This is a genomic window from Halomonas sp. XH26, assembly GCF_024138895.1.
Classification (GTDB): Bacteria; Pseudomonadota; Gammaproteobacteria; order Pseudomonadales; family Halomonadaceae; genus Vreelandella; species Vreelandella alkaliphila.
In genome coordinates this window covers 2,954,644-2,979,557 of record NZ_CP071889.1, presented here as the reverse complement: position 1 = coordinate 2,979,557, position 24,914 = coordinate 2,954,644, and the positions used below count along the sequence as shown (strand labels likewise).

Below are 24,914 nucleotides of genomic sequence, written 5' to 3'. Positions count from 1 at the left end.
TCATGGCGCAACCATTGACGACAACCCCGCAAGTACGCGGCCAGCTAGCCAGCATGCTTGCCGGCACCGCTGACACTAGGGCAGACCACTGCCGCGTTCACGGCGCGTTTGCTAACACCAAAATGCCCAACGGTCAGTGGGCAGGGTGCCCGCAGTGCGTCATGGAAGACGCCAAGGGCGTTAGCCAAGCCGAAGTGAGTCAAGCCAGCGAAGCCGGCAGCCGTCGGCGGCTTGAGAAGTTGCGCGAAGAGTCGCTTATCCCGAAGCGCTTTGTTTCCAAGTCGCTCACTGGCTTTGAAGCGCAGAGCCGTGAGCAACAGTACGTGCTAAGCGTCTGCCGTGCCTACGTCGCCAGGTTTGATGAGCGCTTGGCGCAGGGTGGCGGGCTGATCTTCACCGGCAGTGTGGGCACTGGCAAGAGTCATTTAGCTTATGCCATCGGTAACGCGCTACTGGCCAGTGGGCGTGTGGTTATGGGTATCGATGTTTACGAGCTGATCGACTTGATTAAAGAGCGCGCATTCAGCAAGGAGAAGGGAGCAAGTGAGCGTGAAGCTATCCGCGCTTTCGTTGGTGGCTTAGACCTGCTGATTCTGGATGAGGTGGGCGCGCAGCTGGGTACTGAGTGGGAGCGCTTGATGCTGTTCAAGATTATCAACGAACGCTACAAGCAGATGCTGCCGACGATCCTGATTAGCAACCTCGAAGCTGACAAGCTCGAAGACTACATGGGTAAGCGCATCATTGACCGTATGCAAGAGGGGGGCGGTGCCACGCTCAAACTGGATTGGGGCAGTTACCGGACGCAGCGAGGTGTCGCATGAGATACGGCAGCGTTTGCAGCGGCATCGAAGCCGCCTCAGTAGCCTGGGAGCCGCTAGGCATGAAGCCAGCATGGTTCTCTGAAATCGAAGCGTTTCCCAGCGCCGTACTGGCTCACCACTGGCCTGACGTTAAGAACCTGGGCGATATGACCAAGATCAGCCGCCGCGTCTTGCTGGGCGAAATAGAAGCCCCTGACGTTCTAGTGGGCGGTACGCCCTGCCAAGCGTTCAGTGTCGCGGGAATGCGGGAAGGAATGGCCGATGCGCGTGGCCAGCTAACAATGAAATACGTGGAGCTAGCCAATGCAATCGACACTGTTCGAGTTCGAGCCGGAACCCCCGAAACCGTCATCGTCTGGGAAAACGTCCCTGGCGTCCTCTCCGACAAGCAAAACGCCTTCGGATGCTTTCTTGGCGCGCTCGCTGGGGAAGACCGCGAATTGCAGCCTTCAGGGAAAAAATGGACGAACGCTGGTTGTGTGTATGGACCCCAAAGAGCAGTCGCATGGCGGGTTCTTGACGCCCAATATTTCGGAGTGGCCCAACGACGCCGCCGTGTGTTCGTTGTCGCAAGTGCTCGAGCAGACATTGATCCCGCAGCGGTACTTTTTGAGCGCGAAAGCGTGCGCAGGGATACTCCGCCGAGCCGAAGCCAGGCGCAAGACGTTACCCAAGATGTTGGAAGCCGCATTAAGCGCCCAAGCCACTGGGAAGGCGGGCCACACCCAACCCTAAATCAGTCGCACAACACTGGAGGTATCGGTGCAAGCAATCAGGAGCTGTTCAGCCAGCGCGGTGCTGGGATTGTTGGCGTTACCGCTTTCGGCCAAAACCGCCAGTCAGGCCCAGTTGAAACAAGTCACGCCCTTAATGCCCATAGCGGGCCGCATGGGCGACTTGATTTTGCTAGCGAGACGTTCTTGGTGCAGATAGTGCACGGCACTCAAGACCCCTGCGTCAGCGATAGCACGGCATTTGCTTTAGGTCGCAATAACGGGGCTGAAAACGCCGTATTGAATGACCTGGCGGTTCGCCGCCTGACGCCTACGGAAGCAGAGCGCTTACAGGGCTTTCCTGATTCGCACACTGCTGTTCCCTATCGAAACAAACCCGCTGCCGATGGCCCGCGATACAAAGCAATTGGCAATTCAATGGCCGTTCCGTGTATGGCCTGGATCGGCTCTCGCCTCACCGCGCTTATGGGGGTGCGTCATGCGGCTAACTAAACACGACTGGGCACAGACACAAGTGGCGTGGCCGATGCGCGAAGCACAGCCGCGACGCCAGAACCGCGACACCAGCAAGTCAACGCGGGGGTTGATGGCTAATCCCAAATACGTCGCCGACCTGAAAAGCTCAATGATGCAGCGAGAGATCGCGGAGAAGTGGAGCGTTAGCCAGCCCATGGTTAGCAAGCATCGGATGGTATTGCGGGAGGTGGAGCATGGGTAAGCCAGCCACCAAGCCATTTGTATCGCGAGCTAGCACCTTGCAAGAGGCTTTCGCAGCCATTGCCAAGCTGCCCAAGGTTCTAACCGACGCCATTCAATTGTGGGGCGACATAGAGATCATCGTCCAGAAGCGCCCTGTTAAGCGCAGCGTTGACCAAAACAAGCTCCAACGTAAGTGGCTGCTAGAGGCAGAGGCCCAAGGCGATCAGACCGCCGAGGAATATCGCGGCTTCTGCAAGCTGCACTTCGCGGTACCGATACTGCGCTGGGAGCTGCCCGAGTTCAAAGAGAAGTACGACCGCATCGTTAAGCCGCTGCCGTATGAAGCCAAGCTGGAGTTAATGCAAGAGCCGCTGGACTTCCCCTGTACCCGCTTGATGAGCAAAGACCAGAAAACCCGCTATCTGGATGCTGTGTACCAGCACTTTACAGGACTGGGGATGCGGCTGACTGATCCGAACCTGCGTGGCTTCCGTCCGGACGAATACAAGGAGGTGGCGTAATGCTCCCCAACGAGTGCTACTTGCCGACAAAACCGCACCGCTGCCGCCAGTGGTTGAGCAACGTGCATGAGATTGATAGCTGTGTGCTATGCGGTGCCTGGGGCATCCAAGCCGCCCATAGCAACCAGCACCGTGGCCGGAGCCAGAAGGCCAGCGACGCATTAACAGCTGCGCTTTGCCCAAAGTGCCACCATCAGATTGATAACGGCAAACACCTTAGCCGTGAAGAGCGCAGAGCGCGGATGAATGAGGCCATTGTGCTGACACTTGACCAACTCGCCAGGCGCGGCCTGGTTAAGGCGGTGAAGTGATGAGCCCATGGATTCTATTAGGCCTGATCTTAGCCGGTGCGTTGTTCCTGACTGGCTTGGGTCTCTACCTCATGCACGGCTATGACGATCAGGGCGAGCCCTTGGAGTATCGAGACCACAGGCAGGAGAACGACCAACCATGATGCACAACAATAAGCGGCTGGCCGCGCTCGGGCGACTCAAAGCGGGCCAGATGAACAAGACCGAGGCTGCGTATGCCCAGCACCTAGAAATGCTCAAGCGCGCTGGTGAGATTCAGTGGTACCGCTTTGATGGCATCAAGCTGCGCCTAGCAGACAAGACCTTCTTGACCGTGGACTTCGCCGTTATGGATCGGGATGGCGTCATGGAGCTGCATGATACGAAGGGTGGTCCGGGCGTCTTCACCGAGGATGCCAAGGTCAAGATGAAGGTGGCCGCTGAAATGTATCCGTTCCGGTTCAAGGTGGCGTTTCCCAGAGCGAAGAAGCACGGCGGCGGCTGGCTGGTGGAGGAGATAGCAGCGTGATTGAACGCCCTACGCAATGGCCCGATGGCCGCAAGCTGGGCGGCGAGAATGGCTACCCGCCTGAGTGGCACGAATGGGCGCGTGAATGCGAAGTGAAGTACATCGCTCGGCAAATGCTCAAGGTGCCACAAGCTCAACGAAAGGCCGTGCACGAACAGTGGGTAAAGAAGTTCCCGCACGCAACACCGCAACGGATAAAAGACGTTTGGAATGAAGTAGTTGCAGAGAAAAACGCAACACTCAAGGGCAACAAAACGCAACAGTTGCGCAATAACGCAACGAAAACGCAACGGTAGGGGGAAGTGATGCGTTACGGCTCGGCACGATCAATGATATTTCAGGCGTATCACGAGCAGCGCGGGAGTGTGATGGTGTATGCCTCGCAGATCGCAGAGCTAGGTGCGCAAGTACAGGGTACACAAAAGCAGAATAACGATTGGCGCATTGTGAATGGTTTAGAGTCAGGCCAAGTAATCAGCGCCGTCGAGAATCAGCCGCCACACCTGCAGGCATTGGCACGCTACTGTTTCGGCCCATTCACACGCGATGAACTAGCAGAGGATCGTGAGTGGTTGCACGCAGCCTTGATGCACGTCGGCATGCAGATGCGCTTACCAGGGCAGGGTCAGAGTGACTACCCGACAGCAGAAGCGGCACGGCAACTGCGCTGGATAGTGTCGGCAGCGATTCACCACCACGCAGAAGTGACTTACCCGTATAACCGGCCAGGGCTGCACAATCCTCGGCGCATTGCCGCTTGGATTGAGGAAGAGCATGGGGAGGAAGTGAACACGAGGGACTGGAGCAGGCGCGACCGCTCAACGTGGGGAGGTGTTTGGGAGAGACTGCTGGACACGCTCGACCGCTGGGAGTGCCAGGCACTAGCTCCAGTGGCAGCGCTTATTGCCAACGCCAAAGCCGCATAACTTGCCCTCTGCCGCAGTTTGAGCCAGAATATCCCCACTATCTATTTTTGCGCCTCGCCTTTGTGCGGGGCGTTTCCGTTTAAGGCCCTGCCAGTCTCTGGCGGGGTCTTTGCGTTTATAGCGGGCATTGAGAAATGGCGTCTCGCTAGGCTCATAACCTAGATAACAGGTGGTTCGAATCCATCGCCCGCTACCACTTTCTCACGCTGTGAAGCGTCGGAGCCTTATATGAGCCGCATCAGCGAGCATTTCAGCCGTTCCGAGTTTGCATGTAACTGCGGATGCGGCTTTGACACGGTTGATACCGATACCTTGAGTATCCTTGAGGCCGTACGCACCCACTTCGGCAAGCCGGTGATCATCAATAGCGGCTGCCGCTGTCCTGATTACAACCGCCGTGTAGGCGGCGCGCCCAATAGCCAGCACACCTTTGGCCGCGCTGCGGATATTCGCGTTTCTGGCGTTGAACCTGATGCCGTTTACGACTGGCTTGCCGCCAACTTTCCCACCGCCAGCCTTGGTCGCTACTTGACGTTTACCCACGTCGATACGCGCTCTAATGGCCCGGCTCGCTGGTAATGGGAGGCGGCGTAATGCCCCAGGAGCGCGACGTGAAACCTTCAGCTTTCGAGCGGCATATGCAGACAGGCATACAGGTGCTCTTGGTAGCGCTGATTATTTGGGCTGGCTCTGAGCTGGTGAAGCTGGGGCAACAGTCAGTCGTTCTAGAAGAACGGCTAACCATGCAGGGCTTAATGCTCCAAGAAATGCGCCAAGAGCTAAAAAGCTGGGGCGATACCTATTACCGCGCTACTGATGCACGCCGTGAGCTTGACGAGATCGAGAGCCGCATCAACAACCTGAACAGCCGCGTGTCGGCGCTGGAGACCAGATAATGGAGTGGCGTGACATTGCGCAAACCGTGGGGAAGATCGCGCCGATTGCTGGCGGCGCTCTTGCTGGCAAGGCTGGCTCTGCAGTTGGCAGCATCATCGCTGGCGTTCTGGGTGTTGAAGAGCGTCCGGAAGCGGTGGAAGCCGCTATTCAGGCAGACCCGCAAGCTGTAGAGCGCTTGCGGCGGCTTGAGCAAGAGCATGAGCGAGAAATGCTTAAGCTCTCCCTTGAATCAGAAACTGCCCGCTTGTCTGAGATTAATCAGACGATGCGGGCCGAGGTGGGGAGTGAGTCGACGTTCCGCGCAGGTTGGCGACCCTTCAACGGCTGGATGCTGGCCTTGTCACTGGCGTCTGTGAACTTCGGACTGATCGGCGTAATCATCAAGGACCCCACCCAGCTATCGGTTGTTGTCGATGTACTGATTTGGTCGGTCGCTGCCCAAGCCGCTGTCCAGGGCGTGAATATCAAACAGCGCTCAAATGACAAGGCTCGCCAGATGGGCCAAACGCCTTCCGGCTTCATGGATGCAATCGGCGCCATTCGGAAGCGTTAATAAGTTCTCGCCGTGAGGCGACACGCCACGCTGTGAAGCGTTGCACCCAATCCCCGCCAGCGTAGGAGGTGATCCATCTCGGATACCCCTGACCGTTAGATGGGGGAGGTAGTCACGCCATGCTGTGAAGCACCGCCGACACTACCGACGCCCGCCGCACGCTGTGAAGCGTCCGGCACCTATTTATGGAGGCGCTGCCAGCAATGGCGGCGTTTTTTATGGCTAAACGAAACGACTGGGAGCTGATCGAGCGGGAATATCGAACCGGTCGTTTTTCGCTCGCGCAGCTGGAAGCGCGCCACGGCGTTAACCGCTCCAACATTTCCCGCCGCGCTAAGAAGTACCGCTGGGAGAAGGATTTAACCGACCGTGTGCGCGAGCGTACTCAGCAAAAGATTACTCGCGCGTCGCTGCCGTCAGAAGCACAGGCCGTACTTGATGACGAGGTGGTTGAGCAAGCGGCTAACGAGAATGCCGCTGTTGTTAAGGGCCACCGAAAGGGGCTTGAGCGCTGGCGTAAAATCCTTGAGCGCTATGCCGATCTACTAGAGGGGCAGGTAGAGAAAGGCACTATTACGATCAATGACGGCGACGACATTAAAGAAATTGACGTGCCGCTGGAATACGTCGGCAAGTGCATGGGGCATGGCACCCAAGCGTTGGAGCGTGTCGTGAAGTTAGAGCGTCAGAACTACGGTCTGGACGCCAGCGACAAGGATGAAGGCGTTAAGTCGTTTGAAGAGCTAATGGCAGAGGTCGCGCCAAGTGATTCTGGGGCCGAGTGAACGGGCACGCCAGGTCAAGCGCGCAGAAGCCTACCTGCGAGCACACGCAAAGGGCAGGCTCACCGATAAAGCCGACCTGCTGGCTGCGCTGTCGCTCAAGTGGTTTCGGCTCAACTCGCTGTATAAGATCAAGGATAAGTCGGGCAAAAAGGTGCGTTTCAAGCCTAACAAGGCACAGCGGGAGCGCTATCTGAATGGCCATTGCCTAGACCTGATTTTGAAAGCTCGCCAGCTAGGCTTTACTACGTTCGAGATGATCGACGCGCTGGATGACTGTCTGTTCAAGGACAACTTCGCCGCGGGCTGTATCTGTCACAAGCTGGAAGATGCCCAGGACATATTCAGAAACAAGATCACCTTCGCTTACGAGAACATCGACGACGCCTGGCACGCGCTGCTGAAAATGCTGGGCACCAAGATACCCAGGCCTGTCAGCGATAAATCAGGCTCCGGCGCTTACGTCTTCGATAACGGCTCAAGTATCAAGGTCTCCACCTCTTATCGTGGTGGCACGCTGCAGCGCTTGCACGTATCCGAGTTTGGCAAGATATGCCGCCAGTTCCCGCATAAGGCCAAGGAGATCGTCACCGGTGCGTTTGAAGCCGTCGGTATTGGCAATCAAATAACGCTGGAATCGACCGCCGAAGGCCGCGAGGGATATTTCTTCGACTACTCGCAGACCGCGCAGCAGCTCAAGGAAATGGGGCGGCCGCTGACAGAAATGGACTTCCAGTTCCACTTCTTCCCCTGGTGGCAAGAGCCGACGTACACCATGTCGCCCAAGGGCGTGGTGATACCGCAACGGCTAAACGAATACTTTGAGCAGCTAGAGCATAAGCACGGCATCCAGACGACTGACGGCCAGCGCGCTTGGTACGCCAAAAAGGCTGAAAAGCTGCAAGACGACATGCAGCGGGAGTACCCCAGCACACCAGAGGAAGCGTTCAACCAGTCAGTAGAAGGCGCTTACTTCGCCACACAAATGCAGTTCCTGCGTAAGAACAAGCGGCTTACCAGTGAGGTGCAAGTGAATCCGAGTCTGCCGGTCTATACCGGTTGGGATTTAGGGATGGATGACACGATGGCGATCTGGTTTGCCCAGGTCGTTGGGCGTGAAGTGCATCTTGTCGACTATCTGGAAGGCGAGGGCGAGGGCATCGAATACTACGCCGACCTGCTCAACAAGAAAGGCTATCGCTACGGTGGCCACTTTGGCCCGCACGATCTGGCCGTTAGAGAGCTGGGTACCGGACTAAGTCGCAGCGACGTGGCAAAGGGCTTCGGCATTAACTTTGAAACGGTACCGCGCATTAGCAACCACGCCGAGGGCGTACAAGCGACGCGACAGTTTCTGCCGATGTGTTGGATTGACGAGGAAGCCTGCCACCAGGGCGTGCTATGCCTCGATAACTACCGCAAGGAATGGGACGACAAACGCGGCGTGTACAAGTCAACACCTCGACATGACTGGGCATCCCACGGTGCCAAAGCGCTAGAAACCCTCGCACGCTCATCGCTATTTACCAGAGCGCAGCTACCCTCAACGCCCGCTAATCGCTCGCCGCGTGGCGGCTGGAATGCTCACACTTGAGAAAACGATATGAAGACTGAGCATGCAGAGTTTTTGTGTGGAAAGATTGAAAATGACATTCCTGAGGCTGAAAGCGCTGTCATTGATTGCTCTGTGCTGAACGTTTACTACCAGCGAGATGATGGGAATCAGCGCTGCCTAATGATTTCCGTTATTGGCATTGATCCTTGCCAGTTGATTCACCAAGAAGAGCTAATTGCAAAAGTCAGACAGGTAATTGCCGCCGACAATCAGTTGGGTGCTCACACTTAACCACGCCAGGAGGCGCTATGATCCACACCACACCGAACGGCTCGCAGCAACAGCGGGCACGCACGGCAGCATTGCGCCTCGCGGGCCTGCAAAGCCGCGACATTGAGAAATTCGCCCGCGATGCGGCGATGGGCATGGCGCAAGAATTGATGAAGTACGGTATCCCGATTCCCTCAAAGCGTTTCCGTCCGGACGTTGGCAACGTGCAAATCGATATGATCATTATCGAAGAGAAGGTGACGACGCCAGAGCCAGGTATGCGCCTGCAGTTTGAAGTTGAGGGCAATATGGGCGTGACGTTTAACGTCAAGCTGTTGGAGTTCCTAGACGATCCCGCTGGCTACGTGACCGACCTCTTTAAACAGCTAGGCCCGATGCGCCGCAACGTTCAGCGGATGCGTACCCATAAGCGTGCCGCCGATGCCGCTATTTACAAGGCGCTAACGCAGGGTGCTGCTAATGGCTAGTTTGGGACTGCTGCAGTACAAGTCAGCGTCGGATATGCACGCCGAACAAGCCGCCGAAGCCCAGCAAATGCAGGCCGAGGAAGAGCGTCGTCGCCAGCTAATGGAATCGTCGCTGGGTGCGCACATTCGCCGGTCGTGGGAGTCGGCCAAGACAGCCAAGCAAGAAGTTGAATACCGACTGTTGGATTGTCTGCGTCGTCGTAAAGGCGAGTACGACCCTAACAAGCTAGCGGCGATTCGCAAGGAAGGCGGTGCCGAAATTTACATGATGTTGACCGCTACCAAGTGCCGCGCTGCAGGCGCTTGGATTCGCGACATTATGATGCCCGCCAATGAGCAGCCGTGGGGCTTGCAACCTACCCCGGTCGCAGACGTGCCCGACGAGTACGTTGCCCCTGTATTCCAGCAGATGCAGCAGCAAGCCATGCAGGCGCAGCAGGAAGGCCAGCAAGTGGACATGGCTGCCCTGATTGAGCAGGCGCGCGAGCAAGTGCGGCAAATGGCGCAAGAGAAAGCCGAGGAAGCCGCGGAGCGCCACGAAGACGTGATTGCCGACCAGCTAGCAGAGGGCGGATGGTCTGAAGCGTTTGAGCAATTTGTTGATGATTTTGTCACCTACCCGACCGCGTTTATCCGCGCGCCTATTCTAAGGCGCGTGCCCACGCTGGAATGGCTAGAAGGCTGGCAGCCGGTTAAAACCACCACGATCAGACCAGAGTTTGAGCGCGTATCCCCATTCGATTTATACCCAAGTCCTGACGCCACCAGCGTAGATGACGGCGCATTTCTTATTGAGCGGGCGCGGTTTACCCGTATGCAGCTCAACCAGCTGATAGGTGTGCCGTCGTTCAACGAAGAGTCGATTCGCAGAGTCTTAGAGCAGTACGGCCAAGGTGGCTTGCGTGACTGGCTATGGACAGATGGCGAGCGGGCTGAGCTAGAAGGGCGCGGCCATGAGTGGCTAACCCACGGCGAAACTATCGACGGACTGATCTACTCCGGCGGTGCCCAGGGCGTCACGTTACTGCAGTGGGGCGTCAACCCCGACGAGATTGAAGACCCGCTGGCAGAGTATGAGATCGAGGCCATCTTGATTGGTCAGCACGTTATCCGCGTTCGCATTAACCGCGACCCGCTAGAGCGCCGCCCGTATCACAAAGCCAGCTACCAGCCGGTGCCAGGCAGCTTTTGGGGCCAAGCAATTCCCGAGCTAATGGGCGACATTCAAGACGTGTGCAACGCCACGGCGCGCAGCTTAGTCAACAACCTCGCTATCAGCTCAGGCCCGCAGGTAGAGGTCTACGAAGATCGTCTGCAGCCCCAAGAAGACCCGACCAGCATCTACCCCTGGAAAATCTGGCGTACTAAAGACAGCCAGGTGACCGGTAATAACGCCGCTGTTCGCTTCTATCAGCCCAGCAGCAACGCAGGCGAACTGCTTACGGTCTACGAGCAGTTTGAGCGCCGTGCCGATGACGCCACCAATATTCCCCGCTACACCTACGGCAATGAGAACGTAGGTGGTGCCGGACAGACCGCCAGCGGCCTATCCATGCTGATGGAGTCAGCTAACAAAGGCATCAAGGATGCGATACGTCACATTGATCGTGGCGTGATGCGCCGCGTGATTGAGGCGCTTTGGCTCTACAACATGCAGTACAGCGATGACCCAAGCATCAAGGGTGACTGTAATGTCGTCGCGCGCGGCAGCTCCGCCATGCTGATACGCGAACAGACGCACATGCTACGTCAGCAGTTCCTGCAAATGACCGCCAATGAGATAGATATGGGTATCGTTGGCATGGAAGGCCGCCGCAAGCTGCTAGAAAGCACGGCTGAGAAGCTAGACATGCCAGGGCTGATACCAACCCAAGAGCAGATGGAGCACAACCTGGACGAGCAGCAGCAGGCACAGCAAGCGCAATTAGAAGCCCAGCAACAGATCGAGCAGGCGAAGGCTCAAGCCGAAGTGGCCGTTAAGCAAGCCCAAGCACAGAAGTACGGTGCTGACGCAGCTGAAACCCAAGCCGATACACAGATAGCGCAGCAAATGGCACCGCTGGATGCCCAGCACCTGCTAGCGGAAATAGCCAAGCTCATTGCCGAGACGCAGAGAGGCCAGAATGAACGAGCAGCAGTGGAAAGCCCTGTCGCGAATCAACAGCAGCCCAGAGGGCCAGCACCTGCGGGAAATGCTCAAGTCCCAGCGAGAGGATTGTCGCAACCACCTAGAACGATGCCGCGATAACGCAGAGCTAGCCCGCAAGCAGGGCGAGGCGACCGCGCTCGCTGATCTCATCGAAAAGCTAGAAACCGCGCGTGATGTTATCGACACGCGCTTTAAATAGCCGGAATCGTCCGGCCTCACAAGCAAGCCGCTTCTCCGGAGGCGGCTTTTTTGTGGGCAACGCTCAACACTGCAGGTTGAACCCGTTACCCGAATCGTGAACCCCGGCATTTGCCGGCTCACAGACACGCCGTGAGGCGTCATAGGAGTTGAAATGTCATTACCCCAGTCCGTTCAGGCGCAAGTTGCCGCCGCCGCACAGCACTTTGACCGCGAGCCAGAGAATCCCGACGCCGACAAAGCGAAGGCTCCTGAGCGCGAGCAAAACCCGCCACGCGACGCTGAGAAGCCGGACACTGACAAGCCCGATACGCAATCCGCTGAGCCGCCGAAAGACGAGCCAAAAGCCGAACCCAAAACAGAGGCAAAAGATGCTCTGTACTGGGAGCACCGCTTTAACGTCATTCGCGGCAAGTACGACACCGAAGTACCTGCGCTGCGTAAAGAGGTTGAACAGCTAAAACAGCAGCTAGCCGATGCCAGTAAAGCACCCGACGCGCCTAAGCAGTCGCTGCCAGGTGTAAGCGATGAAGAGCTAGCTCGCTACAAAGAAGAGTATGGCGACGACCTTGTATCGCTAATGATGCGGTTAAGTGGCTCCCAGCAGCAACAGCCCAATACAGAGATCGCGCAACGCCTTGAGCGTCTTGAATCTGAGAAGCAAGAGGATGCAGAAGCGCGGTTCTGGATCGGGTTAGAGCAAGCGGTGCCCAACTACCAGCAGATCAATAGCGAGCCGGCGTTCCTGCAATTCCTCAGCACGTTCAATCCACAAACGGGCAAGCAGCACCAACAGGCACTCAGTCAGGCGCAACAGTCGCTAGACGCGAAAGGAGTGGCTGACGTTTTCAAACTCTATCTGAACCAGGCGAAGCCAACGCAGCAGCAGCGCCAAGTCCCCGATGAACAAGTGGAGCCACGCACCACGAAAGCAGCCCCAACGCCGCAAGCCCAAGGCGGGAAGCTGTGGACGGGTGCCGACATTACCCAGTTCTATCGAGACAAGACCGCTGGCCGCTACTCCGCTGACGAAGCGCAACGCCTGGAAGCCGACATATTCGCCGCCCAACGTGAAGGCCGAGTTCGATAACTCGGTTGGCGGTTCAACGATTCTCGCCGTGAGGCGATAAGAGGTTATTCCAATGGCAGGTCCAACACGCGGTTCAGGTCATCCCGACTACTCCAGCACGTCCGCCTCGGGTTTTATCCCGCAGGTATGGAGCGGGAAGATGGTCGAAAAATTGTATATGCGAACGTGTTTCGCGGAAATTTCCAACACGGACTACGAAGGTGAAATTAAGTCGCAAGGCGACACGGTGATGATCCGCACCACGCCGTCGATCACGATCAACGACTACGAGATTGGTGGCGGCCTCAACTACGAGAAGCCGACTAGCGACAAAGTCGAGCTACACATTGACAAAGCAAAGTATTTTGCCTTTGAAGTCAATGATGTGGATGAGTACCAGTCTGATATTAAGCTGATGGATGGCTGGTCTGACGATGCTGGTCAGCAAATGAAAATCGCCATCGACAAGGTGATTCTCGGTGATGTGTTTGCCGATGCCGCTGCCGAAAACGCTGGTACCGAGGCGGGCCGCGAGTCGGGCGGTTACAACATGGGCGAAGCCGGTGCGCCGGTGGACGTGGACAAAACCAACATCCTCGACGTGTTCGTGGATTGTGGTTCGGTACTCGATGAGCAGAACGTGCCCGACGATGGCCGCTGGATCGTCATTCCCGCGTGGATGAACGGCATGCTCAAGAAGTCAGACCTGCGTGACGCGAGCGCGATGGGTGACAACACCTCTGTGTTCCGTAACGGCAAGGTCGGCATGCTCGATCGGTTCGACGTGTACGTCAGCAACAACATGTCGAAAGTCACCGACGCCACCACCACCAAACAGGCCACTAACTGCATCTTCGGTCACAAGAAGGCGCTTACGTTTGCGTCGCAAATGACCAAGATGGAGAACCTGCCCAACCCGCAGGACTTCGGCCAGCTAGTGCGCGGCTTGAACGTCTTTGGCTATGAGGTCATCGACCCCAACGCCATGGGCCACTTGTACGCGCAGCGCACCGCCTGATCGCCCACCTACGCCATCCTTCGGGGTGGCGTTTTACTTTCCGTGAGGAAACACGCATGACCAAGACACTGATTGAACAGATTGAAGGTGCGGTAACCAAGGATGATTTTGACCCACTAGCCGAAAAGCTAGGCGTTGAGATCAATAAACGCCAAGGCGTCGAGACTATCCGCGCCGAGCTGCTTGAAGCCGCTGAAACGCTAGCAGAAAAGGGCGTCACCACGTCTGAGGAGCTTACACCCAACGAGACGCCAACGGAGCCTGAGGAGCCTGAAAAGCCCAAGTATCAGGGGCGCATGCTCAAGCACCTTAAAAACGGGCGCACTTTCCCCTGGACGGCTGCGTTAGCCAAGAACCGTTACATGCAGGAGGTGTAAGCAATGGCCGTCACAACTGTAGGCACCGTCATTCGTAACACCAAGTTGGTGTTGCAGGAAGTGACGGCCGCCGGTACCCGCTGGACCAACGAGGAGCTGATCGGCTGGCTAAACGAGAGCTACCAGGCCATCGTTCAGATTAAACCCGACGCCTCTTCAATCAACGCAGCGGTGCCACTTGTATCAGGAACCCGGCAAGAGATACCTGACGATGGTCTTCGCCTTATTGATGTAGTCCGTAATACGGCAGACCTCAGCGATAAACTAGGTATTTTGGTGACCAGTCGCCGTGCACTGGATACCACGCGCCGCAGCTGGCACGCCGATGAGCCTAGCGTGAATATTGAGCAGTATGTATTCGATGACCAAGACCCGACGCGCTTTTATGTGTACCCGCCTGCGGCGGACGGTGCCGAAGTTGAGCTGATCTACTCCTCAACACCGACACCGCATGATGTTGCGGTGGGATTAGATGGCTTGAAAGATGATCCGATTCGTCTTAACGACAGCTATGCGCCGGTGATTACCGATTACATCTTGTATCGCGCTTATAGCAAGGACGCTGAACACGCGGCCAACCTAAATCGCGCCCAAATGCACATGCAGGCGTATATGGGCGCACTAGGGCAGAAGGTGGAAGTCTCGCGCGCTATCTCGCCTAACGCGCCGGATAACTCATCCAATCCGCCACGGACGCGGCAGTAATGGATTTGCTGCAAACGGTGGTGCAGGACGTGCCCGAAGCGCCGCTAATGACCGTTCGCGACGCTATCAAATGGGCAGAGTTTCGACTGTGCCAGGACGGCAATGCGTGGATTGTTGATGCGCCAATCACTAGCGAGGGGGCCATTACGGCCCCTGTTGGTGCTACGTGCGTGCGAGCGCTAGCCGTGTACCGCAATGGCAGAGCAATGACGCCAGGCGTGGACTATGAGCAGCTATCACCAGATGCGGTTGTTATTCATCGCCAAAGCGATACCGATGCGTTCACGGCGCGCGTTGCGGTAAAGCCAGCACCGGGCAGCGCGTTGCCCAACGAGCTACGCGACCAGCACTTTGAAACACTCCGTCACGGCGCGACGCATCGCCTGCTTCTCTTGCCTCAGCCGTGGCGCAGCGTCGAGCAAGCCGCTTACCACGAAACGTATTTCACTGCGGGCCTTAACGATGCCTACCGCTTGTCAGTGTACGGGCAGCAACAGGGCGCGCGCGTGCAGTCACGCCGATTTATCTAGGTGGTCATATGTCACTCGAACAAGCTGTTGTACAGCTAGAACAAACCAACGCGGCGCTTCAAGAGGAAGTGGTGCGCTTTCGCGACTCAGCGATGGGTCTTAACGCGGTCTACTCAACGATCACAGAGGGGCGTCAGAACACGGCTGATGGTAAATATTTCAGCGTCCCAGGCAATGGCGCGTATATGCGGCTCTATCGTAGGCAGGGCAGTAGCGCTGAACTGATAGCGGAGTTTCCTGATCGCGCCCAGGTGCAAGGGGTTGTTGATTTGCTTGCTGGGCGCGGGGTCGTGGGATCTGGCGACTTGATGGCGGAGGGATATAACGGCTGGGGGGGTGCCATCTTATACGGCGCTAGTTCTGACTTTTTAACGTTACCGTTTGGCGCGGTGGGTAACGAGGGACAGTCGTCAGTTCCTGCAAACGCCCCCGTGCCGGGCAATAATCGCTATGCAGGTTTCAAACTCGGTAATAATAACGCCGAGTTACTGATGATGGCAGCGACACTTACCGCCGGTATGCCAATCTACGCGAAGGTTAAAGCTTCCATTGGCTGGGAAGATGGCTATCGTAGGATGCTGAGTGACAGGGACATCCTCGGCACCGTTTCCCAATCAGACGGCGTGCCTACAGGGGCGATTATTGAGCAGGGTAGCAATGCTAACGGCAGATACACTCTATTTGCTAGTGGGCTGTCAATCTGTACAACGTCGGTACCCGTTGATTTTAATACTGCGGGTCGGCAAGATTTTGCGCTCCCCGTGGGGGGTTTAGTTGAAGGAATGACGGTGATTAGTCACGGATTAACTACATCTCAAGGGATTATCAACGCATATCCTTTTGTCAATGGGATGAGATCACTCGGTATTTTTTCTGTTGCGGTTGCAACTGGCGCTAACGGCCCAGGTACCAGAACCACGGATTTAGTGCATTTTGGCCGCTGGTACTAAGGAGAACATTATGAAACTAACACTTAACCTATCCCCCGTCCGAGTGGACGAACAACCCACCAGAGCCGCTCTCTCAGGTACTGTACTGACAGTTAACCACAGGGGGTACGATCTCTCCGAACTACCCGATGGTGCCACAGCAGAGCATCCAGAGCTAGGCAAAGTGACGCGTAACGGTGACGAATATGAATGCACCGTACGCCTGGGTCACGGCCCTAATGCGCCATACGAAACGCGATTCCCAGAGCCTATCGTGCTGGATAACCATAACGGGCCTATCGAGCTACCGTTGTATGACGTGGTACCCGAAGAAGATGAGGTGATCGAATGAGCTGGCTAGCAGACGCAGAGGTTACAACTATTGAGATGCGCGACGCTGCGCAAAAAGCGTCATTAAAAGAGGTGATTGAGTCGCAGCGTAAAACGGCAGAAGCCGAAGGCGTCGTTATCAATGACGTTCGCTACAGTGGTGATCCTGCTAACCGACAAGCGCTACTCGAAGTGGTGCAGTTTGCCCGTGAAGCGAGTATCGAGTCGTTTGAAAGCTGGAAAGATAGTGACGACCAGTTTCACGCAAATCATCCGCTTGTAGACGTAGAGCAAGCATTGCAAGCCATCGCTCATCGTCGTGGTACTTTAATCGCGCTTGAAGCACAGTATCAGTCGCAGGTAGATGACGGCACGCTAACAGATGTGTCGGAGCTTACATGGTGAAATACACCCACCTTCCTATCAGTTGCTTGGTCGTGATGCTGGTTCTGTTCTCCGGTGGTGATGCCGTATTGGCTTGGGCCGTGATGGCAACACTGTGGGCTAGCCGAGAATGGACACAGGCTGAATACCGCTGGATTGAGTCACTAGGCGATGGTGCCAGGGCAAGTATGCCGTGGTGGGGTGGCTTTGATCCGCGCGTGTGGTCATTTAAAAGTTTGGTGGTGGATATGGTGGCACCGGCTGTTGTGAGTGCCGCAGTAGCATGGTGGCTGGCTCAATACCTCGGTTAGACAGTTCAGTAATCATTGCTCCCGATACCGCCTTGAGCGGTTTTTTTGTGCCTGAAAGGTGGACATATTGAAAATCCAACATAGCGCCTTTCGTGGCGAGCTGCCGATTCTCAACGCGCGGCTACTGCCAGAAAACAACGCACAGCGGGCGCGTAACGTTTATCTTAAACGCGGCACGCTAAAGCCTGAGCGCGCACCATTAACCGTCGAATCGCTTAGCGCGGTGGCGAATCCCTCCACGCTTTACCGCTACCCAAGCGGCAATGACGGCCAAGGCTTCTGGCTGACGTGGGGCATGGGTCGCAATGTTCATGTGGTGAAGTCTCCACTCGCCAATGACGACTTCTCCCGCGTGTACTGGACAGGCGACGGCCCGCCAAAGATGGGCGGCATAAGCGACATTACCAGCGGCACACCGCCTTACCCTGGCAGTAGCTACCGGTTAGGCATACCCACGCCAAGCAGCGGCCCTAGCGCTTCTGCGCCTAGCAATCGCGCGCCTGTTGACCGTCCACCAACAACGCTTGAAACCTCTTATGTAGTTACCCTTGTGTCGCGTTTTGGCGAGGAAGGTGCGCCCAGCGCCCCCAGCAACATCATTGAGCGCTGGGATATGGTGAGCGGCGCGCCTGCGGGGGGCGGTGTTCAATTGGCACTGCCCAGCGTGCCAAGCGGCAGCTATGGCATTGTGACAAAGCGCATTTACCGCGCTGAATCGAGCGGTATCTATCAATACGTGGCGGACGTGAGTGCCGCCAACAACGAATACTTTGATAACTACACCAGCGCCCAGCTTGGTCGCGCGCTGCCATCGGTCGAGTGGGATATGCCAGACCCCAGGCTGCAGGGATTAACTGCACTGCCTGGCGGCATCCTCGCTGGATTCTTTGAAAACACGCTGTGCTTTAGTGAGGCGTACTTACCTCACGCATGGCCAGTGGCGTATCAGCTTGCGTTCAAAGACAACATCGTGGCTATTGGTGCCACGTCGTCGGGCCTGATCGTGGCCACGCAGGGGCAGCCGTACCTTGTCAGCGGTGCTAGTCCCGAAGCTATGTCGCCTATGCAACTAGACGTTGACCAGCCCTGTATATCTGCGCGTTCGCTGGTGGATATGGGCGAGTACGTTATCTACGCAGGGCACGAAGGGCTAGTTGCTGCCGGTGGTCGTGATGCCCGCGTGGTGACTGCCGAAGTGTTTACCAAAGACCAGTGGCAAGCGCTGAATCCTGAGACGATGCACGCTTATCGTTACGATGGCCGTTACCTTGCCTTCTATGACGGCGGCTGCATGGTGTTTACCCCAGGCGAAGGCGTCGAGTTTTTGGATATTAACGCCAGCGGCGGCTATCACGACATTGCAGCGGGCACGCTTTACCTGATCCAGAACAGTGCGATTAAGGCATGGGGGCAGGGTGGGCCAATGCCCTACACCTGGCGCTCTCGCTTACATGAAGTGCCCCCAGGAAGCGCTGGCTTTACCTGCGGCAAGTTGATCGCCTCCCATTACCCTGTTCGTCTCATCATTCGCGCAGACGGCAACCAAGTGCTGGATACACAAGTTCCCAATTCGGGAATGTTTCGTCTTCCGGCGGGCTACACCTTGTGCCGTGATTGGGAAGTCGAGATTCAAAGCAGCAACGAAGTACAGTCCATTCAGATCGCAACCTCTCCCAGCGAATTGATTTAACCCTTTCAGGCTCACCGTGAGGTGCCCATGAACCGACGCCGTCGGACATTACCGCCAGTGCCGCCGAAGGCACCGAGCGAGTTACGCCCCCTGATCGCTGCCATGACCGAGATACTGGAAACCGGCGAAGGCGTGCGGGGTGACCCCTTAGACCGCAAGGTAACGCTGCGCGACATTCTGGACAGCGGCATTGGCCGGTTAAAGCCTGGCATGCGCCCAGGGCAAGATGGCAACCTAGATTCTGGCGCACTGCCGCCAGCACCGGATTTAAGCATACCGCCAGCGCCTGCCAACTTTGATGCTCAAGGCGGCTTCTACGGCATGATTAACCTCAGCTGGACCATTCCAGGCCAGCAGTACCGCAACCATGCCTATACCAACATCTTTCGCAGCGAAGAAGATAACTTTGCTAACGCAGAAGTCATTGGCCGTGAAGCGGGCGGCTTTTATACCGACTACGTGCGCGATGATGCGGTTGATCCAGACGACCCGACCAAGCTCAAGGGTTACTACTACTGGATTACGTTCACGTCGGTTGTTGATATTGAGGGGCCGCCAAACAGCCCGAACGGCACCTATGCCGCACCGCTAGCGGACGTAGGGTATGTGCTTGAGCTACTAACCGGCGAGATCGACGCGGGCGTCTTGGCGACTGAGCTGCGCCAAGAGATCGAAAAGATACCGGTACTTGAGTCCAATATCGAGCGGCTTGACCCGATTGAAACGGCGATTGCGCGCATCCCTGCTATTGAGACAAACATCGAGCGTATTGGGCCGATCGAAACGGCTATCGAGCGCTTAGACCCAATCGAGGCGGAGTTGCGTGGCCCAGAGTCGTTAGATGGAACCGTTGCCAATCGTATTGCGGTAGAGCGTGATGCTCGCATCCAGGCGGTTGATAACGAGCGGGCTGAGCGTGTTGATTCGCTGCTAGCGGAACAAGAAGCGCGGCAGGACGCGATTAGCTTTGAGGCCCAGGCACGACAAGACGCGATACAGGCGGAGGTTCAAGACCGCGTGGCGGCGGTTGCCGCCGAACGTGATGCGCGTGTGGCGGCGTTGCAAGCAGAACAAGGCGCGCGTGCGGCGGCAATCACGTCTGTCGAACAGCAGCTAGTGGATGGCGATACGGCACTTGCTAGCCAACTCACGACGCTAACCGGTGTCGTGGATGGTAATAGCGCGGACATTACCAATGAACAGCAGGCGCGCGTTTCTGGTGATGAAGCCTTGGCGTCAGACATTACGACGCTACAAATTCAGGTGGGCGATAACGAAGCGGCAATTATTAACGAGTCGCAGGCCCGCATTGAAAACGACGCGCTTCGTGCTTCGCAGCTAGCGGTGATTGCCGCAACGTACAATGCCAACACTGCGTCGATTTATAGCCTTGAAGAAATCCGTATCGGTGACCGAGAAGCGACAGCGACGCGAATCAATGGGCTAGAGGTTCAGGTCGAGGATAACGAAGCCTCTATTTTTCAAGAGCAGATTGCGCGTGCGAATGCTGACTCGGCGCTGGCGTCACAGCTGAGTGTGTTATCGGCCAAGATTGATGCGCTGCCGACGTTCGCTAATGGCTTTGAGCCAGGGCTTGAGTTTGACCGCTGGGTAGCAGCCAGTGGGCATAGCATTACTGCCGAAACAAACGATGCATTTTCTGGTGACCAGTCGGCGCTGGTGTCGTCTACATCTAACAGCGTTGCAACCAGCAGCGCACCGTTCGCAGTCTCTGCCCGCATTCCCAACGGTACCGCTGATGCGTTTGCTGGCCGTCGCGTTCGCGTGGGCATTGCGGCGCGCGCTGTGTCTGGCGGCAGTGCTGAGTTTGCGATTGGCTACGCGACAAGTGACGGTTGGTTCTCAGGCTGGCACCGGCATGAGCCTGCGGCGGGCTGGGGAATTTTCGACGCGCAGATTGAGGTGCCCGAAGTCACCAATGAAGATCACTACGTGGTTATTTGGGGCGACACGTCGGGCGGTGGTGGCAGCGTCGAAGTCGATCGCTTGTTGGTTGACGTTGCGGATACAGAAATACCTGAAATCACCGCGCAGATTGAGACGTTACAGCAGGCTATTGCCGACAATCAGCAGGCAATGGCGACGCAATTCAATGCGCTAAGCTCCCAGTTCGATACGTCTATCGCTACGGTTAATGGCGAGCTAACTGCGCTGTCTACAGCCGACGAGGCGCTGGCGTCCAATATCCAAACGCTACAAGCTGAGATCGACAATAACGCGGCAGCCATTGTCGATGAGCAAACAACGCGGGCGACAGAAACCGATGCGCTTGCTCAGCAGCTAAATGCCGTCGATGCGCGTGTTGACCAGTCTAGGGCGCTTATTACGTCTGAGGCCCAATCGCGTGCTGACGAAGACAGCGCCCTCGCACAGCAGATCAATGCCGTTGATGCTCGCGTGGACGGTTCACGCTCACTAATTACGAGTGAACAGCAAGCAAGAGCTGACGGTGACTCTGCATTGGCGAGTGACATTCAGACGCTAACAGCGGTTACCGGTGACCTCGCGGCGGATATTCAGAACGAAAGCACGGTGCGCGCCACTGCTGACGAAGCGCTTGCGGAAGACGTTACCGACCTATGGGCAGGTGTAGGCGATAACGAGGCGCGCATTACTGACGAAGCGCGCGTGCGGGCTACCGAAGATGATCTTCTTGCCGCTGTTCAGCGAGTTATCTCTGCGTCGCGCGGCACTGCGTCGGCAACGTTCTACAGCCTGGACGAAGTGCGGTTGGCAGATAGCGCGGCAACTGCGTTACGCATTGATGGCGTTGAGGTGCAGTTGGGCGATGCGTTTTCTGCTATCGAACTAGAGCAGAGTTTGCGCGCGTCAGAAGACCAAGCGCTGGCAACGCAAATTACAACGGCGGTTGCCGAGCTAGACGGCGATATTTCCACTGTACAGCAGACACTCAACACGGAAGTAACGCGCTTAGATGGCCGTGTTGATGCGACAGCCCAGGCGGTCACGGCAGTACAGTCCCAACTAGACGACGACCTCGCGACTGTTCAGCAAAACTTCAATACGCAGGTGTTGCGTATTGATGGCGAGTTGCAGACAAACGCCCAGGCAATCACCGATGTTCAAGCGGCAACTGACGACGCACTGGCGGGCGTGCAGCAAGACTTTAATGCACAAACTAGTTACCTCGATGGGCGGATCAGTAGCAATGCCCAAGCGTTGACCGAGGCGCGTTCTGAGCTGGAAGGCGACGTTGCTGGCGTACAGCAAAACCTGAACACGCAAGTTAGTCGCCTGGATGGTCGAGTCGATAGCACCGCGCAAGCATTGACGACGGTGCAGTCTGAGCTAGAAGACAATCTTTCGACGGTACAGCAGAATTTTAACACCCAAGTAAACCGTCTCGATGGGCGTGTCGATTCAACGGCGCAAGCGGTGATGGACGTTCAATCGGCGGGCGAGGACGCACTGGCGGGGGTACAGCAGGACTTTAATACAGAGGTATCGTTTTTAAAGAGCGAGCAAGCGGTTGTCTCAGCGGTTTACAACGCTAGCGCGCGATCTATTACTGCGGTTCAAGCTGGTTTTGAAAACAACCTTGCGGTGGTTCAGCAAGAGTTTACTTCTAACGTCACACGTTTAGATGGCCGTATTGACTCGCAGGCGCAAGCGCTGACGACGGTACAGTCTGACCTCGATAGCGACATATCAACCGTCCAGCAGAACCTTAACACCAACGTTAATCGCATTGATGACGATGTGAGTGCCAATGCTCAGGCAATCACCGACGTTCAAAGCGCAACGGATGATGCGCTTGCAGGCGTGCAGCAGGATTTTAATACTGAGGTGGCGCGTCTTGATGGTCGCGTGGATGTTAACGCGCAGGCGGTAACAGAAGTGCGTTCCGATCTGGAAGGTGACGTTGCGGGGGTACAGCAGAATCTAAACACTCAAGTCAGCCGCTTGGATGGCCGTGTTGACAGTGCCGCGCAATCTATCAGCACGGTTCAATCGCAACTTTCAGGTGACATTTCGACCGTCCAGCAAAACCTTACGACGAACGTTAACCGTATCGACGACGAGCTTGATGCGAACGCCCAAGCAATTACCGATGTACAAAGCGCTACAGATAGCGCACTGGCAGGTGTCCAACAAGACTTTAATACCGAGATAGCGCGGGTGGATGATGCTATCGACGCCAACGCGAATGCAATTACCGAAGTGCGTTCTGATCTTGGCAGTGACATAGCGACGGTTCAACAAAGTCTTACGAGCAACGTTAATCGTATAGACGGCAACGTGGCGAATAATGCCCAGGCCATTACCACGGCACAATCGCAGCTTGATGGGCAAATATCGACGGTTCAGCAGACCCTAAATAGCGAGATTAGTCGCGTAGATGGCGAGATTGAGGCAACAGCCCAGTTGGTTCAGAGTGTTCAGACTGATCTAGGCAACGGACTAAATGCCGTTGAGATCAAAGCAGTGACCAATGCCGGTGGCATCCTGTCGAATGGGCAGTTCGGTACGGGTGATCTAGCAGGGTGGGGTAATACGTGGTCTGGCGTCTCTGTTATTGAGGCAAACCCTGACGGTGGTAGTAGCGCTATTCGTGGCGCGCCGACAAAGTATATCGCTCAATGGTCTGATTCAGGGTGGAGCAGCGACCAATACATGCGTGGTCAACGCTTTGCGGCCACAGCAGGCGAAACCTATACATTCCAGTTTGCCTATGCGTCTGGCGGTGGCTCGCGTGATATTGATGTAGATATGCGGGTTGGCTGGGTATCAGCGGACGGCTCTACATCCTACCGCACAATACACTCACAGCGCGTTACCGCAACCGGCTGGGACAAAACGCCGTTGCTTAGCGCCGTTGCACCTGACGAAACCGTCGAAGCGTGGGTGTACTTCCGTCGCTCGGCGGGCGGCGTGGGCACATTGTTCATTGCGGATGTTCAGGCGCGGCGCACCGACATGGTGGCGGGTGCGCTTTATACAGCCAAAGTACAAAGCGGCGGGTTGATTGGCGGCTTTGGTATCTACAACGATGGTACTGAAGTGGATGCGGGGTTTGACGTAGACCGTTTCTGGATTGGCCGCACCGATAGCGATAAGCGAAAACCGTTCATTATCGACAACAATGTCGTGTATATGAACAACGCCATGATCCGTAACGGCTCAATTCAAGAGGGTCAGCTTGGGCCTATCACCATTGGTAAGTTCTTTTTGGATGACGGTACACCGGTTACCACGGCAGGCGGCTTAATCCGTGCGGATGCGATTGACGTTGATAATCTCAGCGTGGCGGAAGCAGCGCGCTTTTATGCTGACGTGCAGTCGGGGAACTACATTGCGGGGCAAAGCGGTTGGCGTATACGCCAAAATGGCAATGTCGAGTTCAACGAAGGCCAGTTTAATGGCGTTGTTAATATCGGCAACGTGTCGGGGGCTGGGTCATTAGCGACGAAGGACTCGCTGAGTTATTCGGAAGTATCGGGTGCTAAGCCACCGACTAACGCTGATCGCACTGCCAGCAACACGGCAGCGGATACCGCGAAAGTAGGGGGATGGGACGCGGCCACCGTCCGAGACATGGCAAACAGGGGAAATCTTGCCCATGGGACAACAAACGGATGGACACGGCCTGACAGCACTGAAATAGATGGAAATAAGATCTACACCGGTGATGCCTATGTAGATACGTTGCAAATCAAGGGGCAGGCGGTAACTATTCCTACATCAGCCTATACAGCAGGTGGAATAATACTAGGCTCCGAGGGTGGGGATAATAATGTAGGAGGCTATCGCGACTATAAAGACATTCAGACTTTGTGGATTCCGAGCCTACCAGGTACTACGGAGATTTTATGCTCCTTTAGGGTAGTGTTCCAGATATTGAATGGGTCGGGGTGGCCCGAAGTTCGGCTAGTGGAATGGGACAGTAGTAACCTGGTTACACGGTATGAGTCCCGAGTTGAGCCAGGGCTTAATACCTTTGCCGTTGTTATACCTCCCAGGTCAGATGGACGTTCCTTCGCCCTACAACTTAGATACGGGAGCACCGGCATGGCTGACCCTGGTGGGCTGCAATTTCACGCACATAACAGGTTCATACGTACACTTACGCTAAAGGATAATCGCTGATGTATAAATATGCTGTCTCCAATCTCA

At 56.2% G+C, this 24,914-nt stretch carries 28 protein-coding genes and 1 tRNA gene; all 29 read left to right on the top strand.

What is annotated here, in order from left to right:
- Nucleotides 1-2: 2 nt before the first annotated feature.
- The 29 genes from J4377_RS13640 (at nucleotide 3) to J4377_RS13500 (ending at nucleotide 24,887) form a co-directional block, all read left to right on the top strand.
- A complete protein-coding gene (locus tag J4377_RS13640) occupies nucleotides 3-824 on the top strand; it encodes an ATP-binding protein (protein ID WP_253485953.1) in 822 nt (273 codons plus the stop codon).
- Nucleotides 821-2,050, top strand: coding sequence for a DNA cytosine methyltransferase (locus J4377_RS13635; protein WP_253485951.1), 1,230 nt, complete (start codon nucleotides 821-823; stop codon nucleotides 2,048-2,050). The genes J4377_RS13640 and J4377_RS13635 overlap by 4 nt, the downstream gene beginning before the upstream one ends.
- A complete protein-coding gene (locus J4377_RS13630) occupies nucleotides 2,037-2,276 on the top strand; it encodes a hypothetical protein (protein ID WP_253485949.1) in 240 nt (79 codons plus the stop codon). The genes J4377_RS13635 and J4377_RS13630 overlap by 14 nt, the downstream gene beginning before the upstream one ends.
- Nucleotides 2,269-2,778, top strand: a complete 510-nt coding sequence (locus tag J4377_RS13625) for a hypothetical protein (RefSeq protein WP_253485947.1) — start codon at nucleotides 2,269-2,271, stop codon at nucleotides 2,776-2,778. Before J4377_RS13630 ends, J4377_RS13625 begins: the two co-directional genes overlap by 8 nt.
- On the top strand, nucleotides 2,778-3,089 hold the full coding sequence (locus tag J4377_RS13620; RefSeq protein ID WP_253485945.1) for a hypothetical protein: 312 nt from the start codon (nucleotides 2,778-2,780) through the stop codon (nucleotides 3,087-3,089). The genes J4377_RS13625 and J4377_RS13620 overlap by 1 nt, the downstream gene beginning before the upstream one ends.
- Nucleotides 3,089-3,232, top strand: coding sequence for a hypothetical protein (locus tag J4377_RS13615; RefSeq protein ID WP_253485944.1), 144 nt, complete (start codon nucleotides 3,089-3,091; stop codon nucleotides 3,230-3,232). Before J4377_RS13620 ends, J4377_RS13615 begins: the two co-directional genes overlap by 1 nt.
- Nucleotides 3,229-3,597 (top strand): hypothetical protein, encoded by a 369-nt coding sequence (locus tag J4377_RS13610; RefSeq protein WP_253485942.1) that lies wholly within the window; start codon nucleotides 3,229-3,231, stop codon nucleotides 3,595-3,597. Before J4377_RS13615 ends, J4377_RS13610 begins: the two co-directional genes overlap by 4 nt.
- Entirely contained in the window at nucleotides 3,594-3,893 is a 300-nt protein-coding gene (locus J4377_RS13605; protein WP_253485941.1) for a hypothetical protein, read from the top strand. Before J4377_RS13610 ends, J4377_RS13605 begins: the two co-directional genes overlap by 4 nt.
- A gap of 9 nt (nucleotides 3,894-3,902) precedes the next feature.
- Entirely contained in the window at nucleotides 3,903-4,523 is a 621-nt protein-coding gene (locus J4377_RS13600) for a hypothetical protein (RefSeq protein WP_253485939.1), read from the top strand.
- 119 nt (nucleotides 4,524-4,642) lie between these two features.
- Nucleotides 4,643-4,719, top strand: a tRNA-Met gene (locus J4377_RS13595).
- 32 nt (nucleotides 4,720-4,751) lie between these two features.
- The gene (locus J4377_RS13590; protein ID WP_253485937.1) at nucleotides 4,752-5,102 is read left to right on the top strand and encodes a D-Ala-D-Ala carboxypeptidase family metallohydrolase; all 351 of its coding nucleotides are present in this window, start codon (nucleotides 4,752-4,754) and stop codon (nucleotides 5,100-5,102) included.
- A gap of 32 nt (nucleotides 5,103-5,134) precedes the next feature.
- Entirely contained in the window at nucleotides 5,135-5,419 is a 285-nt protein-coding gene (locus tag J4377_RS13585; RefSeq protein ID WP_253485935.1) for a hypothetical protein, read from the top strand.
- Complete coding sequence (locus J4377_RS13580; protein ID WP_253485933.1) at nucleotides 5,419-5,973, top strand: 3TM-type holin; 555 nt, start codon at nucleotides 5,419-5,421, stop codon at nucleotides 5,971-5,973. The genes J4377_RS13585 and J4377_RS13580 overlap by 1 nt, the downstream gene beginning before the upstream one ends.
- Before the next feature lie 218 nt (nucleotides 5,974-6,191).
- A complete protein-coding gene (locus J4377_RS13575) occupies nucleotides 6,192-6,758 on the top strand; it encodes a hypothetical protein (RefSeq protein WP_253485931.1) in 567 nt (188 codons plus the stop codon).
- Entirely contained in the window at nucleotides 6,739-8,349 is a 1,611-nt protein-coding gene (locus tag J4377_RS13570) for a terminase (RefSeq protein ID WP_253485930.1), read from the top strand. The genes J4377_RS13575 and J4377_RS13570 overlap by 20 nt, the downstream gene beginning before the upstream one ends.
- A 9-nt stretch (nucleotides 8,350-8,358) precedes the next feature.
- A complete protein-coding gene (locus J4377_RS13565) occupies nucleotides 8,359-8,601 on the top strand; it encodes a hypothetical protein (RefSeq protein WP_253485928.1) in 243 nt (80 codons plus the stop codon).
- Nucleotides 8,602-8,618: 17 nt separating this feature from the next.
- Nucleotides 8,619-9,068 (top strand): hypothetical protein, encoded by a 450-nt coding sequence (locus J4377_RS13560; RefSeq protein ID WP_253485926.1) that lies wholly within the window; start codon nucleotides 8,619-8,621, stop codon nucleotides 9,066-9,068.
- Nucleotides 9,061-11,316 (top strand): hypothetical protein, encoded by a 2,256-nt coding sequence (locus J4377_RS13555; RefSeq protein WP_253485925.1) that lies wholly within the window; start codon nucleotides 9,061-9,063, stop codon nucleotides 11,314-11,316. Before J4377_RS13560 ends, J4377_RS13555 begins: the two co-directional genes overlap by 8 nt.
- Nucleotides 11,317-11,569: 253 nt before the next feature.
- Entirely contained in the window at nucleotides 11,570-12,505 is a 936-nt protein-coding gene (locus tag J4377_RS13550; protein WP_253485923.1) for a hypothetical protein, read from the top strand.
- Nucleotides 12,506-12,557: 52 nt separating this feature from the next.
- The gene (locus tag J4377_RS13545; RefSeq protein ID WP_253485921.1) at nucleotides 12,558-13,502 is read left to right on the top strand and encodes a P22 phage major capsid protein family protein; all 945 of its coding nucleotides are present in this window, start codon (nucleotides 12,558-12,560) and stop codon (nucleotides 13,500-13,502) included.
- A 56-nt stretch (nucleotides 13,503-13,558) separates the two neighbouring features.
- On the top strand, nucleotides 13,559-13,879 hold the full coding sequence (locus tag J4377_RS13540) for a hypothetical protein (RefSeq protein ID WP_253485919.1): 321 nt from the start codon (nucleotides 13,559-13,561) through the stop codon (nucleotides 13,877-13,879).
- 3 nt (nucleotides 13,880-13,882) lie between these two features.
- Nucleotides 13,883-14,584, top strand: coding sequence for a DUF6682 family protein (locus J4377_RS13535; protein ID WP_253485917.1), 702 nt, complete (start codon nucleotides 13,883-13,885; stop codon nucleotides 14,582-14,584).
- Nucleotides 14,584-15,114, top strand: coding sequence for a hypothetical protein (locus J4377_RS13530; protein ID WP_253485916.1), 531 nt, complete (start codon nucleotides 14,584-14,586; stop codon nucleotides 15,112-15,114). The genes J4377_RS13535 and J4377_RS13530 overlap by 1 nt, the downstream gene beginning before the upstream one ends.
- A gap of 8 nt (nucleotides 15,115-15,122) precedes the next feature.
- Nucleotides 15,123-16,064, top strand: coding sequence for a hypothetical protein (locus J4377_RS13525; RefSeq protein ID WP_253485914.1), 942 nt, complete (start codon nucleotides 15,123-15,125; stop codon nucleotides 16,062-16,064).
- Nucleotides 16,065-16,074: 10 nt separating this feature from the next.
- Nucleotides 16,075-16,395, top strand: coding sequence for a hypothetical protein (locus tag J4377_RS13520; RefSeq protein WP_253485912.1), 321 nt, complete (start codon nucleotides 16,075-16,077; stop codon nucleotides 16,393-16,395).
- A complete protein-coding gene (locus J4377_RS13515; RefSeq protein WP_253485911.1) occupies nucleotides 16,392-16,778 on the top strand; it encodes a hypothetical protein in 387 nt (128 codons plus the stop codon). The genes J4377_RS13520 and J4377_RS13515 overlap by 4 nt, the downstream gene beginning before the upstream one ends.
- Nucleotides 16,772-17,068, top strand: a complete 297-nt coding sequence (locus J4377_RS13510; protein ID WP_253485910.1) for a hypothetical protein — start codon at nucleotides 16,772-16,774, stop codon at nucleotides 17,066-17,068. Before J4377_RS13515 ends, J4377_RS13510 begins: the two co-directional genes overlap by 7 nt.
- 67 nt (nucleotides 17,069-17,135) lie before the next feature.
- Nucleotides 17,136-18,758: a hypothetical protein gene (locus J4377_RS13505; RefSeq protein WP_253485909.1), complete on the top strand. Its 1,623-nt coding sequence runs from the start codon at nucleotides 17,136-17,138 to the stop codon at nucleotides 18,756-18,758.
- A gap of 27 nt (nucleotides 18,759-18,785) precedes the next feature.
- The gene (locus J4377_RS13500) at nucleotides 18,786-24,887 is read left to right on the top strand and encodes a hypothetical protein (RefSeq protein WP_253485908.1); all 6,102 of its coding nucleotides are present in this window, start codon (nucleotides 18,786-18,788) and stop codon (nucleotides 24,885-24,887) included.
- Nucleotides 24,888-24,914 lie beyond the last annotated feature (27 nt).